Below are 14,298 nucleotides of genomic sequence, written 5' to 3'. Positions count from 1 at the left end.
ACTGAATCCGGCCAGCGATGACCGTTGGACAGCTAAAGATGCAAAAGCTGCGAAAGAGAAACAGCCAGATACAAAAAGCCCGGCATCAAGCCGGGCTTTTTGAGCGGATCGATCAGGATCAGTGGCCCTTGTGGCCCTTGCCCAGATTGCTGCCCACGCCGCCGCCCAAAGCACCGCCCAGGCCTGCGCCGATGGTCGAACCGGTCTTGCCGCCCAGGCTGTTGCCGATTATCGAGCCGCCCGCAGCACCCACGCCGCCGCCGATGGCCGCTTTGGTGCGGCTGCCTTTGCGTGCTCCAACAGCACTGCCGGCGGCGCCCGCGACACCAGCACCAATCGCAGCGCCAGTGCTGCCGCCCATGCTTTGGCCGACCACATTACCCAGCGCGCCACCCAGACCGCCACCCAGTGCGGCAGTGCCGTCGCCAGCAGCCATTGCACCTTGAGCAACCAAAAGGCCCAGAACCAGAGCGGGCAGTGTTAAACGCATGACAAGAACCTCAAAAAATAGGGGGAAATCAAAAAGGGTCGAGATTGAATGCTTTAGCGGCGAGAAAGTCCAGACACACAGCCCCAACCTCACCATCGGCGACGGTTGGACAGCTTTTATGGAAAAGGTTTTATGACAGACAAAAAAAAGCCCGCTGGGGAGACGGGCCAGGTGTTGCTTTCTAACGGATGAGTTGAGATTACGTAAGGCCTTGTGAAAACTTTGTGAAAACCCAGACCGAAAAACACACGCCGCAAAAAAGGTTGCAGGCATAAAAAACCCCGCTCAATGACGGGGTCTGGAGAGGATGGATTACTTCCTGACGGGTGCCGCAACCTTGGGTAAAAATTTCGCCTTCGGCCCTTGGGGCACCTGGGATTTCATTTTGCCAAGCTTGACCTGATCGTCACCGTAAGCCACCACATAGTCTGTCTGGCCACACCGCACGCTATTGTTGATTGGAAATTCAGCACCGTCGTCTTCGATATACGGATCAGCCATCTTTTCGCCCCTTTCAAAAGCGGGATCGATACCGGCAAGCCCTTTTGCCTGAAACATATCGACCACCAAGCTTTTGAGACTAGCCGGTCATTACCGGACTTGTAATTCAGATTCCCCAACACCCGACGAATGGCCCGCACGGCTTCCTACAAAACAAACACATAAACCGCTACCTGAATCACCTCAGTTTGACGGCCGTCCCGGTCACAAATACCACCACCATGCCGCCCTTGCCGGCCGGCATGCTGATCTCGAAATCGAGCCCCACCACCGCGTCGGCCTGCAGTGCCCGCGCCCGTTCCTTGATCTCGTCGGTGGCCTGAATCCGCGCCTCCTTCAATGCACGCTCCAATGTTTGAGAGCGCCCGCCGAAAAAATCCCGCATCCCGGCGAACATGTCACGGATAACGTTGACCCCCTGCACCGACTCGGCGCTGACGATGTCGAGGTAAGCGGTGATTTGGCGGCCTTCGATGGCGTGGGTGGTGGTGGTGATCATGGGCATTCCTTCTTCATAAATAGTCACTCAAGGCCTGAAACCTCAATTATTGATACACAAAGAGATCCTCTGAAGAGTCCACCTCTCCCCACTCGCCAGTGTATGCAACGGCGTGTATCGGGACCCGCCCCGCGTCAATGACGTGTTGAAGCGTGTTCGTCATATGCACCTTGTCTCTTTGTTCCGGGGTCAAGGCCTGGCGAAGCCGGACGACCTCTGCCCACCCCTCAGGCGTGAAGCGTAGAAGCCCCATGTATTGGCCCTGAACATCATCGACTGAAGTCGGTTTGTTACCGATTTCGGTCAAGGTGCCGGTGGAGGCAAGGCGGAACGTTTCGGCATCCAGTAACGGATCACCAAAGCGCTGTGTCCAGAGCGCCAGCCAGTTCGGATCATAGGTGACGGCCAGGGAAGCCTTGCATGTCATTAACGACTGGACTGCTGCGGGACTGTAAAAGATGTCGGAGTAACTCACGATGCACGGAGCATCCTGCAACCAGGCTTCAGCACACGCCAATGAGGAGACCATGTTGGTGTGCGCCCAGCGAGGATTATGGAACTCGATCAGCCCTTGGTCTGCCAACACCTCGCGCTTGTAGCCGGTCACGATGGCTATCTCGCTAATGCCTGCACCGCGCAGCGCCAAAAGTTGCCACTCCAGCAGTGTCTTGCCACGCAATTCGACCATGCATTTCGGACGTTCATCCGTGAGACTTTTCATGCGGCTGCCACGTCCGGCAGCCAGAATAATGGCTTTCACAACAGTCCTACCTCATGAAATGTCTTTATTAACCGAACAATTGCTTCAGTCGATGAACGTCGTGCGCAGCCCAGACGTCCTCTCGCTCCGGGTGCCACATCCAGCCTTCCCAAGGGAGGTTGCGGTGCCGGATGGCTTCGATTTCCCCATCCCCACTGCACGCCAGGACCTCAAAACCTTCCGGGCAAGCGGCAAGCGAAAAACCGTGATAACTGTTCACCTCGGCAACGATTTTTCCTGACAGTTCATGCCGGGTTCGCACATGACCGTTCACCGCTTTCAGCTCGCCGCCCGACCAGTGCGCAATCATCTGCATGCCCCGGCAAATTCCAAGCACGGGCAGGCAGAGGGATCGTGCATGGGCAAGCAATCTGCCTTCAGTCAGGTCGCGCGCCGGACACTGGCCGATGTCATTTCCCCCCGAAAGCACAATGGCTTGTGGCGATACCGTGTGCAGCCAGTCATGCAGGGCGTCCTGAGTCAGCCGTCCGTCAGCGGTTTGCAGACACAACCCGTTGGGTACCGGCACCGGCAAAAAGCCGGCATCCAGTAGAAAGCTGATCAGACGCTGGTCAATTGCATCGCGGCTTTCACCACGCTCGGGAAATACGTCCACACGCTGGCTGAGGGCAACGACTTTCATGCCAGCATCTCCACGCAGCGCCCCGGACAATCCAGGTGCAAGCGTTGAGCCGCCGACCAGCGCCGATAGAGGACTTCGCCGGCACCGATCACTGCCGGCAAGCCAAGTTCTCCTGCACGAATCGCCATGTGCGAGTTCGCGCCGCCCCAAGCCGTAATCAGCCCGGCAATCGGGTAGGCAAACAACCAGTCGAACCCGGGGTCCGCGTTGGGAATGCAGACAATCGCGCCGGCGAGTATTTCTCGGTCGTCACTGCCCACCACGGGGGCAGTCACCTGCTTCTGGGTGATGAAGTTGGGGGCTGTTTCCGGCCATTCGAAAGACCAGACATCCTCAGGCCGGGTGATCACCGGCGGTAACGATACCTTTAGAGTCTCTGCGTGGCGGGCCTTGCCCTGCTCAATGCTGCGCAACAGCACATCGCTCGTGTTGGCTGCCGCAACGTGCAGTTCCTTGAAGACACTGATGTCGCAATAGGCCATGTCTTCACGGCTTATGCCGTGCTGGGCGCCCACTTGCGCGATCAATGCCAGGGCATCCGAAAGATTGCGGGTGAAGTGGAACTTGGCCAGCTCGCGCAGTTCGATTCCTGCTTGCATGAAGTCCAGCAAGCCGACAGGGTCGGGCTGCAAGCCGTGTGACTCCAGTTGCTTCACGATTTCGCGCATTTGTGGAAGGGTCAGCGAAAACGGTTGTACGGGCTCCGGGACGGACGGGCGCTGAGTCCAGTCAAAGTAAAGTTCCGGCGCTTCATCGTAGCGAGGCGAAAGGATGTCATAGGTGCCCGGGCGCAAGTGGCCGTAGCGCGCGAGGAACGTCGCCTTGTCCAATGTCGCGCGGTCACGCGCCAACTGGCCGCTGACAGTCGACACCCCACCCATGAAACAATCGTAGTCAGCCTGCGAGAGTACGCCCACCGTCATCAGGGATTTGAGCATCTGCACCGCGACGAAGCCGGCGCGGGCCAGGCCGGCGAATGGCAGGGTCCCGTAGCGTTTGGCATCCTCCAACAGCCAGTAAATCCGTTCCAGAGGGTCGGCGTTGGAGGCCAGCAATGCCTCGCGTCGCGCATTCAGCGTATCGAGTTTGTTGGCATCAGCGCGCCACAAGCCATCCTTGGGATGGACGATGCGGTTGGTCAACTTGCGCAAACTGCTGCTGATGGCTTCCAGCTCATGCTCCAGGAAACCGGCACTGGCCAGGCGCTCCAGCCGCTGCGACAAATCCAGTGTGTAGCACGAGAACACAATCTCGAACTCCACTTTGTCGTGCAGCGTCGGCTCGGACAGCAGCCGATCGATATAGTGGTCGACCAGACGCCCCGCCAACCCCTCATCCAGGTCTGCCGGGATGAACGAGTTGAAAGACAATCGAACATCGATGTACGGCAGCCCGAAAAAATGCGGCATCAGCGGAAAGCTGCGCAAGTTGCGGTAGCCGTAATTATGGCGTTGATAGGCCCAGATCGAGTCAGTCACCAAATCCCGGTAAAGCGAAAGCGCCAGTGGTTTGGGACGGATACCGATAATTTCGGCCGGGTTCCAGTCCGGCATCACACCATAAACGGTACGCTGGCCGATCAGGAACGGGTGCGGTCGCATGCCCCGCGCCACCTTGCGTTGAATATTTTCCAGCCGATCGGCTTGAGTTGCTTCGGATTCCGGGTGTGCTGGCAAAATCAGTGGTCGGGCCTGCAATAACCACAACACCTCGCCTTCAGCCTCCTGCGTGACAGCGAACTCACAGTCGACCGGCACCCCCTCGAACAACTCCAACAACTCTTCGAGCAAGGTCACGACGGGCAGCATATCTGGCGGTGGCGGCACTTTGCTGTGGGCCGCCTGCTGCCAAAGCCGACCACCCAGACCGCCGGTGACAGAGGCGGTGTCACGGCCCTCCGTCCAGTTCACCACCCGATAGGGCGCACAGGTATTCGGGTCGTGGGAAAAGGCAACGCCGGACCGAACGACATTATTCAACATCGGTTGAATCAGAACTTCGTCTGCCTGGTTGGCATCGCCATAACTGGCGATGACCTGTTCAACCGCCGATTCCAACCCTGCTTCATTGACATCAAGTACAGAGAGAAACGCCCCCGCACCGGATGCTTGTACGCCGTCTTCGCGCAGACAACTGGAGCGCACGATCCAGGGGCCGGCGTCCAAGCGTCCCTGAATGTCGCGAAAACAGGCTTGCCGCCCCATTTGCCAGTCCCTTACGGTGAAAGACAGCAACGGAGCAATGCGCGCCGAAGTCAGCCGCTCTTGCAGGCCGGCAAGCGTACCGGCCTTGGTGGAAAATCGCAGAGCCATCAGGATTATCTCAGCTGAGCAACCCAGATATTGGTTGAGTACGGAATCTGGATCGAGGCAGTCCCCAGCCCCTTCAAATAGTCATCGATGGCGCTAATCACCTCATGGAAATTCGCACCTGCCTGACGCTCAAGCGTTGCGTGAGAACGCCACGCCTCCAGACATTCCTCAATGGTTTGTTCGTGAATGACACGCGCATCAAGATGAACAACAGGACCGAACAGCGCACTGGCATCAATCACTGCCGTTTGATCTTCACGACGAGTACCGTAGCCGTAACCCTGAACCCGTTCTTTAATGATCGCTTCAATTCGGGCCTGGACAGGATCTTCAAGATGACGATGATTCCACATACAGGCGAACCAGCCTCGCGGCTTGAGAATGCGCGCGGTTTCCTTGAGAGCCTGTTCACGGTCACAGACATTGAAGGAACTGCCGAAAGTGACCATGTCGAAAACTTGCGACTGCTGCCCTGTTACTTCGCCTGTGCCTTCATGCCAACTGACATGAGTCAGGTCCGCGGTACGCTTGATGCCATTCGCTCGCATCGCATCATTAGGTTCCACCGCAACAACGTCCAGGCCTCGCGCAGCCAACATTAAGGTCAGGTGCGCAACCCCGGCTCCAACGTCGCAGAACTTGTCGCCTTTCTCGGCGCCTGCAATCGAAAGCATTGCATCGATCGCAGCATCGGCGTAGTCAGGACGCTTCAAGTAAGCGTCAGCCAGTGTGGTGTAATCCCATTCCGTTTTCATACCAACTTCCTTATATAAAAATGGTGCAGTAAGTCATCAGTCAACATAGATAGAGGGCGATGGGGGTCGAACTCCACCACCCAGTCCGCCGAGCCCGGTTCATCAATCGACAAATCGAGCCCCGCGACGTTGTGCAACTCGCCCGCATCGAACCGGCGATAGATGCCCTTGGGATCCCGACGGCGCAGCTCCTCCATCGGCACCTTCAAATAGATTTCGAAATAACCAGGCAGGTGGGCACGGTTCCACGCATGAACTTCGCGGAACAGCGAAATCGTGGCGATCACCACCGTGAACCCTTGCGCCGCTATGACCCGGCATAAATGAGCGTATTGCATGGCCAGCGCCAACCGCCCTTCACGCCCATGGTTTTGCGCATTGGCCGCACTTGCGCCAAACACATCACGCAGTTCATCGCCATCCAGCATGACAACCGGATGACCATCGCTTCTAAGCCTGGCAACAAGCTCATGGGCCAGCGTTGATTTACCGGCACCCGACAAACCGGTAATCCACACGACCTCGCCAATAGAGGTATTCATATCAACACTGGGAGCCTGGAAGTTACTCACGATCATTGCAGCGCTCTTTCAGGGTCGCTAATGAAATTGTCGTGAGCGCCCCCAAAAGAGTCGATCACACAGTAACGAAAACGGGACTCATGTCGGTTTTCAACCAACTCAAGAAACACCTCATCCGGATGATGAAGCCCGCTGTACTCTGAGTCGTAGAACTTCTTATAAATGAAGTACTTTTGCTCTGAAGTAAGCAGTTTAAATCCAAGCACCATATCCTTAAGCTCATCGCCATTTTTAGCGATCGGCAGCAAGCCCTCCATCTGTTCCAACCAGGCTTCGACGATTGGACTGCTATCGTGACCCACTGGAACATAATAAATCGGCAGCTTGCACGTATTCAGCATAAAGGACACACCACCACTGGAGGCATCAGTGATGATCGTGTCACATATCCGATAGAAGTCTTTACTGCTGCCTTTAGTATCGTCAATTGAAACCCATGGATACCGGGAAAGTTGCTCACACAACTCTTTTACATAGGGACGGTCAAAATCCGTCATATACGGCCGAAAAATAATCTTCGCATGAGGAATCTGGGATTTCACCGAGTTAATGACCACCTCCATGTTTTCAAACAGAGAAGCGCCACTCGGGCAAATACCTATCTGGGTAGGCAGAAGGCCAACAACATACTCCTCGGACATGCACCGAAACTCAGGGGGCGCACTGAACATGTCGGGAATTTTGATTGGCAGTACGGATACTGCACTAGTGTTTCGAAGGTCCGTACGTGATCGGTCCGGTTCAAGCTCCAGACGCAAGGCGACTCTGTCCCGCCTGAAGTAGTACATGCCTGTTTTAATCAAATCAAAAAGCGATCTGGAGGAGGAAACAATTGCATCCCAATAGGATGTCCAGCCGGAACAGTAGTAAACATCCGCGAGGGGCATCCCTACATTGCCGTGCGCAATAAAAATGGTGAAGTTTGATTCATCAAGTAATTTCCCGATAGAAGCATCGTTCGAGATAATTACTTGTGATTTCAGTTTTCCAATATCATCCAGCCCCACCTCTTCAACTGGACAGCCTAGAAACTGTTCCGCTTCAAACTTGCTGATACCGACAATGTTTGTCTGAAGCACAATGCAGTTGTAGTGATTGCGAAGAGCATTTAGCGCTGGCAGCAAGTACTCAAGATAGGTTTTTCCGCCATTATTGACGTTACTGATCAAATAAACGCTTTGCATATAAAACGCGCACCTTCAAAGCTGTCCCAGGCAAGCCAGGCTTAGGCCAAGTAAACGCGCAAAAAAGGGAAAAGCATTTGATCCTGCCTAAGTGCATATCCCTTTCGCACGTGTACATCCTTGTTGTTAAGCGAATCAGACTAAAGTCGTATTAATTTTCATTGAAAATCAATAGTAAAGCTTTGATCCTGATCACATAAACCGCGCCAATATATCATACGCTGGCAAATTGACACCCCACCAGGCGAGCATTTTTTACCCTTGGCGCGGCCAACGTGCCGCCTCGAAATCCAGACACCCAGAAACCACAAAACCCCTGACTTCTTTCGAAATCAGGGGTTCTGGTTACATCGAATTTGGCGGTGAAGGAGAGATTCGAACTCTCGATACAATTTCTTGTATACACACTTTCCAGGCGTGCTCCTTAAGCCACTCGGACACTTCACCGTATCTCGTCAAACATGTTCTGTCTGTCGAGGCGCGCTAATGTAGTCGAAAGCTTTTCTGATGGCAAACTTTTTTTGCAGAATTTTCATGTGCTTAGCGGTTTGGAGGTTCCGGGAGCATTCCGGGCCATGGCAAACCTGCCAATCTCTGGCTTCGCGCTCTCCTATATAGAGAAGGGAATGCACGGCGGGAGCGGCGGGCTACGCTTGCCCGGCGGGGAAAGGGTGACTGGCGGGTCAGTCACGGCGCTTTACCTGGCCTGCGGCGGTGGGTAACGTCTGCCCCAACTTTCATACAAGGAATAGCGTCATGAGTGAGTTGATTTCCTACCACCTCGAAGACGGTATCGCGACCCTGACCTTGAGCAACGGCAAGGTCAATGCCATCTCACCGGACGTGATTACTGCGTTTAATGCTGCGCTGGATCAGGCAGTGACTGATCGCGCAGTGGTGATCATCACTGGCACGCCGGGGATTCTGTCGGGTGGTTATGACCTGAAGGTGATGACAGCAGGCCCTAAAGAAGCCGTATCGCTGGTGACGGCTGGCTCGACATTGTCCCGTCGTCTGTTGTCGCACCCGTTTCCAGTGATTGTCGCGTGCCCTGGGCATGCAGTGGCCAAGGGTGCGTTCCTGTTGTTGTCGGCGGATTACCGGATTGGTGTCGACGGCCCGTTCAGCATTGGCCTGAACGAAGTGCAGATCGGCATGACCATGCACCACGCCGGCATTGAGATCGCCCGTGATCGCCTGAGCAAGGCAGCGCTGCATCGTTCGGTGATCAACGGTGAGATGTTCAACCCGAAGAGTGCCGTGGATGCAGGTTTCCTCGACTTGGTGGTGTCGCCCGAAGAGCTGCAAGGCGCGGCGCTGGCAGCGGCTCGTCAGTTGAAGAAGATCAACATGACCGCGCACAAGAACACCAAGCTGAAAGTGCGCAAGGCACTGCTGGACACCCTGGACAACGCAATCATCCAGGATCAGGAGCATTTGGGTTAACCCAAAGATGCTGCACCGAAAGCCCGACCATCGTGTCGGGCTTTTTCATACACGCTCTGTGGAAAAGTCTACAACCCCTCTAGAACAGATCTGACCAACTAGTCGGAAACATGCGCTCAAACATCGGCTATCTCCTACCTCTATAGAGGCAATTGCCGAAAACAGTGCACATCCGTACACTGCGCCACCTTTTGTCCCGGTGGGGCCTGTAAATGCTGTTCGTGTTTCGTATGTTATTGATGGGCCTGCACTTTATTCTCGCTGGTGTGCTGGGGGTGATTCTGGGGCTGTTTCGCCCGTTCAACCCGGACAACAGCCGTTTGTGCGCGCGCCTCTATGCGTGGCCGGCAATGTGCATTTTGCGTTTGCGAGTGAAGGCCGACGTCGGGCCATTGATGGACAAACCCGAGAGCTGCGTGATCATCGCCAACCACCAGTCCAACTATGACTTGTTTGTTTTCGGCAACGTGGTGCCCCGCCGCACCGTGTGCATCGGCAAGAAGAGCCTGAAGTGGGTGCCGTTGTTCGGTCAGTTGTTCTGGTTGGCCGGTAATGTGTTGATCGACCGTGGCAATGCGCACAAGGCGCGCCAGTCGATGCTGACCACCACGCACACCTTGCAACATGAAGACACCTCGATCTGGGTGTTCCCGGAAGGCACGCGCAATCTGGGCGAAGACCTGCTGCCCTTCAAGAAAGGCGCGTTCCAGATGGCGATCGCGGCGGGCGTGCCGATCGTCCCGGTGTGTGTCAGCAGTTACGTCAAACACATGCGATTGAACCGCTGGCGCAGTGGGAAAATTCTGATCCGTTCTTTGCCGGCCATTCCAACTGCCGGACTGAGCCTGGACGACATGCCGCTGCTGATCGCCCAGTGCCGCGAGCAGATGCGCGAGTGCATCGCCTCGATGGATCGGCAACTGCAAGCCGCATGAAACAAAACCCGCCCTGTGCGGGTTTTCTTTTGCCTGCGAACTTTTGCCTGCGAACTCTGCAGATTTCACTGACTCTCAAGCGGTATAGAAGGATAAGCTGAACACTGCCTGCTACTAATAAGAAGTGAAGCTGAATCATGGGTAGAGTTGTTGCTGCTGCGGTTTACAGCGCTGGTAAGAAGGTCACCAATATCACCCTTGACGAAGGTGCTGCCTGGGCCGCCAAGCCTGGTCACTTTGTCTGGATCGGCCTCGAAGAGCCGAATGCCCAGGAGCTGTTCAATCTGCAACGCCAGTTCAACCTGCACGAACTGGCCATTGAAGACGCCCTGGAAAAACACAGTCGACCGAAGTTGGAAACCTTTGGCGATGCGCTGTTTATCGTCACGTATTCGCCGATCCGCCATGAAGGAAAGCTTGAGTTCATCGAGACTCATATCTTTGCCGGCAACGGTTACATCATTACTGCGCGTAACGGTCATTCGGCGTCCTACGCTTATGTCCGCCAGCGTTGTGAGGCGCGTCCACTGTTGCTGGAGCACGGGGAAGATTTCGTACTCTATGCCATCCTCGACTTTGTGATTGAAAACTATCAGCCGATGGGCGAAGCGATCCATGCAGAGATCGATGAGCTGGAACGTAACGTCATGTGCAGTTCCCTGAACGAGCGCGACATTCAAAAACTCCACAGTCTGCGCCGCGATGTATTGCGTTTGCGGCGGTATGCGGCGCCGATGGTGGAAATCGGTGAGGAGCTGCAAAAGCTGAGTTTTCCGTTCATCGACAAGAACATGCGCCCGTACTTCCGCGATGTGCAGATCCATGTGACCCGGCAGATGGAAGACCTGACGACCCTGGCGGACATTGCCAGCCAGACCATTGAAGTCGGGGTGTTGCTGGAGGCGTCACGGCAGAGCGTGGTGCAGCGCAAGTTTGCGGCGTGGGCGGCGATTCTGGCGTTCCCGACGGCAGTGGCCGGGATCTATGGGATGAACTTCCAGAACATGCCGGAGCTGACCTGGCATTACGGGTATTTCGCGGTGCTGGGGTTTATTGCGGTGGGGTGTGTGAGTTTGTGGGCGAGTTTCAAGAAATCGGGGTGGTTGTAGCCACAACCGAGTCGTCAGTGACATTCGCGGGCAAGTCGGATCGCCGCACCGCTCGCTCCTACAAGAGTACCTGTAGGAGCGAGGCTTGCCCGCGAAGCTTTTAGCGTTAAACAGTTTCTGGTTTATGCGCCACAAACCGCATCATCCACTCCGCAACGGTCGCGCCATGATGCTCATGCTCAAGGCTCGCCATGCCCTTGGTATACACCTGCTCGCCCAACGCTTCCTGACGAATATCCAGCAAGGCTCGCGAGTAATCGTGAATGAATTCCGGGTGCCCCTGGAAGCACAACACCTGATCGTTGATGTGGTACGCGGCAAACGGGCAGAAATCGCTGGAAGCGATGACCGTGGCGTTTTCCGGCAGCGACGTCACTTGGTCCTGGTGGCTGATTAACAACGTCAACTCTTCGCGCACCGGGCTCATCCACGGTGCCTTGGCGGCGAGTTTGTAACTGTGGGTGCCGACGCCCCAGCCCTGGGTCGCACGCTCGCTCTTGCCGCCCAGCAGCAGCGCCAGCAACTGATGGCCGAAGCACACGCCCAGCAGTTTGTCACCGCGTTCGTAGCGGGTCAGCAGGTAAGCCTTGAGGGTTTGAATCCACGGGTCGGTGCCGAAGGAATCGGCCTTGCTGCCGGTGACGAGATAGGCGTCGAAGGCCTCATCATCGCTGGGGTATTCGCCCTGCATCACGTTGTAGACAGTGAACTCGGCCGCGATGGGTTGTTGCGAAAACAGACGCTGGAACATCTGCCCGTAACCCTGATATTGATCGACCAGTTCCGGACGCAGGATGTCGGTTTCCAGAATGCAGATGCGTAACGACATAAAAAATACCTGACACGTGATGGGAATAATGCACACCCCAGAGCCTGCCTCGAAACACCGTTCCAAGGCAAGCCCCACGAGTCGTCATCGGTCCCTTAAAACACCTCACCTTTGGCCGCTTTCTCCAGCAGCAGCGCGGGTGGCGCGAACCGTTCGCCGTACTGCTCAGCCAGGTATTGCGCACGCGCGACGAAGTCCTTCACGCCGTACTGGTTGATGAACTGCAGCGCGCCGCCGGTCCAGGCCGCGAAACCAATGCCGAAGATCGAGCCGACGTTGGCATCCGCAGTCGAGGTCAGCACGCCCTCCTCCACGCAACGCACGGTTTCGATGGCTTGCACGAACAGCAGGCGATCACGCACGTCCTTCGGCGAAATCTGCCCGTCCGCCTTCTCGAAACGACTTTTCAGCCCTGGCCACAAGTGCTTCTGGCCGCCGGCCGGGTATTCGTAGAAACCACCGCCTGCCGCTTTGCCCGGACGCTTGTATTCGTTGAGCAGCAAGTCAATCACAGCAAACGCCGGGTGCTCAATCAGTGGTTTCCCTTCCACTTGCAGGTCTTTGGCCGTTTGTTGACGGATATGGCTCATGAGGCTGAGGGAAACTTCGTCGGAGATCGCCAGAGGCCCGATGGGCATGCCCGCCTTGCGCGCTTCGGTTTCGATCATCGCTGCGCTCACTCCTTCGCCGAGCATGGCAATGCCTTCGTTGGTGAAGGTGCCGAACACCCGTGACGTGAAGAAGCCGCGGCTGTCGTTGACCACAATCGGGGTCTTCTTGATTTGCAGGACGAAATCGAAACCGCGGGCCAGGGTTTCGTCGCTGGTGTGGGCGCCCTTGATGATTTCCACCAACGGCATTTTTTCCACGGGGCTGAAGAAATGCAGGCCGATGAATTTGCTTTGGTCCGGTACGGCGGTAGCGAGCCCGCTGATCGGCAGAGTCGAGGTGTTGGAAGCGATCACCGCGTCCGGGCCGACGACTTGTTGTGCGGCTGAAGAGACCCTGGCTTTCAACTCACGGTCTTCAAACACGGCTTCAATGATCAGGTCGCAACCGGCCAGATCGGCATCATTTTCAGTGGTTTTAATCCGCGCCAGCACTGCATCCCGCTGCTCGGCGCTCAACTGTCCCCGGGCAACCTTCTTGTCCAGCAACGCCGCCGAATGAGCCTTACCCTTTTCCGCCGCAGCGAGGTTGATGTCTTTGAGCACCACTTCGATACCGGCCGAGGCGCTGACAAAGGCAATGCCGGCTCCCATCATCCCCGCGCCCAGAACCCCCACGCGACGCGTCACGTAAGGTGCAAACCCTTGAGGTCGCGAACCGCCGGCATTGATTTCGTTGAGCTGGAACCAGAACGTGCCGATCAGGTTCTTCGAGATCTGGCCGGTGGTCAGTTCGGTGAAGTAGCGGGTTTCGATCAGGTGCGCCGTGTCGAAATCCACCTGAGCGCCTTCCACTGCGGCGCAAAGAATCTTCTCTGGTGCGGGCATGCAGCCCTGGGTTTTAGTGCGCAGGATCGACGGTGCAATCGCCAACATCTGCGCGACTTTCGGGTTCGACGGCGTACCGCCCGGAATCTGATAGCCCTTCACATCCCAACGCTGAACTGCCGTCGGATTGGCCAGAATCCAGGCGCGCGCCTTGCTCAGCAGCTCATCGTGATCCACCGCCAACTCATCGATCAAACCTGCCTGCAAGGCTTGTTGCGCACGGACTTTCTTGCCTTCAAGCAGATACGGCAAGGCCTTCTCCAGACCGAGCATGCGCACCATGCGCACTACCCCGCCACCGCCCGGCAACAGGCCGAGGGTGACTTCCGGCAGGCCGAGCTGCACCGATGAATTGTCCAGCGCCACGCGGTGATGGCAGGCCAGGCAGATTTCCCAGCCCCCCCCCAGCGCCGCGCCGTTGATTGCGGCGACCACCGGTTTACCCAGGGTTTCCAGGGTGCGCAGTTGGCCCTTCAGCGTCAGCACCATGTCGTAGAACGCTTTGGCTTCGGGTTTGCCGACTTTGATCAGTTCATTGAGGTCACCGCCGGCGAAGAAGGTCTTCTTCGCCGAGGTAATGATGACGCCGGCGATGCTGTCTTTCTCGGCAACCAGTCGGGCGACGCAAGCGGCCATGGCCTCGCGGTAGACCGCGTTCATGGTGTTGGCGCTCTGGCCCGGCATGTCGATGGTCAGGACGACGATCTGGTCCTGCCCTTTTTCGTAACGAATGGCTTCAGTCATGAAGAGGATTCCTT

Annotated in this window: 14 protein-coding genes and 1 tRNA gene; 3 read left to right on the top strand and 12 right to left on the bottom strand. The window is 56.4% G+C overall.

What is annotated here, in order from left to right; translation table 11 throughout:
* Nucleotides 1-118: 118 nt before the first annotated feature.
* The 10 genes from IB245_RS01660 to IB245_RS01615 form a co-directional block, all read right to left on the bottom strand.
* A complete protein-coding gene (locus IB245_RS01660) occupies nt 119-490 on the bottom strand; it encodes a hypothetical protein (protein WP_008027331.1) in 372 nt (123 codons plus the stop codon).
* 312 nt (nt 491-802) lie between these two features.
* Nucleotides 803-991, bottom strand: a complete 189-nt coding sequence (locus IB245_RS01655) for a hypothetical protein (RefSeq protein WP_032828671.1) — start codon at nt 989-991, stop codon at nt 803-805.
* Nucleotides 992-1,169: 178 nt separating this feature from the next.
* A complete protein-coding gene (locus tag IB245_RS01650; protein ID WP_192226200.1) occupies nt 1,170-1,490 on the bottom strand; it encodes a YbjQ family protein in 321 nt (106 codons plus the stop codon).
* A gap of 46 nt (nt 1,491-1,536) precedes the next feature.
* A complete protein-coding gene (locus tag IB245_RS01645; protein WP_192226198.1) occupies nt 1,537-2,250 on the bottom strand; it encodes a phosphocholine cytidylyltransferase family protein in 714 nt (237 codons plus the stop codon).
* 28 nt (nt 2,251-2,278) lie between these two features.
* Nucleotides 2,279-2,893, bottom strand: a complete 615-nt coding sequence (locus IB245_RS01640; protein ID WP_192226196.1) for a gamma-glutamyl-gamma-aminobutyrate hydrolase family protein — start codon at nt 2,891-2,893, stop codon at nt 2,279-2,281.
* Nucleotides 2,890-5,205: a PEP-utilizing enzyme gene (locus tag IB245_RS01635; protein ID WP_192226194.1), complete on the bottom strand. Its 2,316-nt coding sequence runs from the start codon at nt 5,203-5,205 to the stop codon at nt 2,890-2,892. Before IB245_RS01635 ends, IB245_RS01640 begins: the two co-directional genes overlap by 4 nt.
* Nucleotides 5,206-5,210: 5 nt before the next feature.
* A complete protein-coding gene (locus tag IB245_RS01630) occupies nt 5,211-5,960 on the bottom strand; it encodes a class I SAM-dependent methyltransferase (RefSeq protein WP_008042287.1) in 750 nt (249 codons plus the stop codon).
* A complete protein-coding gene (locus tag IB245_RS01625; RefSeq protein ID WP_192226193.1) occupies nt 5,957-6,538 on the bottom strand; it encodes an adenylyl-sulfate kinase in 582 nt (193 codons plus the stop codon). The genes IB245_RS01630 and IB245_RS01625 overlap by 4 nt, the downstream gene beginning before the upstream one ends.
* Nucleotides 6,535-7,725, bottom strand: a complete 1,191-nt coding sequence (locus IB245_RS01620; RefSeq protein ID WP_192226192.1) for a hypothetical protein — start codon at nt 7,723-7,725, stop codon at nt 6,535-6,537. Before IB245_RS01620 ends, IB245_RS01625 begins: the two co-directional genes overlap by 4 nt.
* A 357-nt stretch (nt 7,726-8,082) precedes the next feature.
* Nucleotides 8,083-8,172 (bottom strand) — tRNA-Ser (locus IB245_RS01615).
* Between the two features lie 309 nt (nt 8,173-8,481).
* Here IB245_RS01615 and IB245_RS01610 point away from each other — a divergent pair.
* The 3 genes from IB245_RS01610 (at nt 8,482) to IB245_RS01600 (ending at nt 11,215) form a co-directional block, all read left to right on the top strand.
* Entirely contained in the window at nt 8,482-9,171 is a 690-nt protein-coding gene (locus IB245_RS01610) for a crotonase/enoyl-CoA hydratase family protein (protein WP_192226191.1), read from the top strand.
* A gap of 212 nt (nt 9,172-9,383) precedes the next feature.
* Nucleotides 9,384-10,106 (top strand): 1-acylglycerol-3-phosphate O-acyltransferase, encoded by a 723-nt coding sequence (locus tag IB245_RS01605; RefSeq protein WP_008027326.1) that lies wholly within the window; start codon nt 9,384-9,386, stop codon nt 10,104-10,106.
* Between the two features lie 137 nt (nt 10,107-10,243).
* A complete protein-coding gene (locus IB245_RS01600) occupies nt 10,244-11,215 on the top strand; it encodes a magnesium and cobalt transport protein CorA (RefSeq protein WP_008027325.1) in 972 nt (323 codons plus the stop codon).
* A gap of 106 nt (nt 11,216-11,321) precedes the next feature.
* Here IB245_RS01600 and IB245_RS01595 read toward each other — a convergent pair whose 3' ends face one another.
* Complete coding sequence (locus IB245_RS01595) at nt 11,322-12,044, bottom strand: amidotransferase (RefSeq protein WP_008027324.1); 723 nt, start codon at nt 12,042-12,044, stop codon at nt 11,322-11,324.
* A 95-nt stretch (nt 12,045-12,139) separates the two neighbouring features.
* Nucleotides 12,140-14,284 carry a 3-hydroxyacyl-CoA dehydrogenase NAD-binding domain-containing protein gene (locus IB245_RS01590; protein ID WP_192226190.1) on the bottom strand — a complete coding sequence of 715 codons (2,145 nt, stop codon included), beginning with the start codon at nt 14,282-14,284 and terminating at the stop codon, nt 12,140-12,142.
* Nucleotides 14,285-14,298: the final 14 nt, after the last annotated feature.

This window comes from Pseudomonas sp. PDM02, assembly GCF_014852285.1.
Classification (GTDB): domain Bacteria; phylum Pseudomonadota; class Gammaproteobacteria; order Pseudomonadales; family Pseudomonadaceae; genus Aquipseudomonas; species Aquipseudomonas migulae.
The sequence above is the reverse complement of the archived record's forward strand: the minus strand, read 5'-3'. Positions and strand labels throughout refer to the sequence as shown.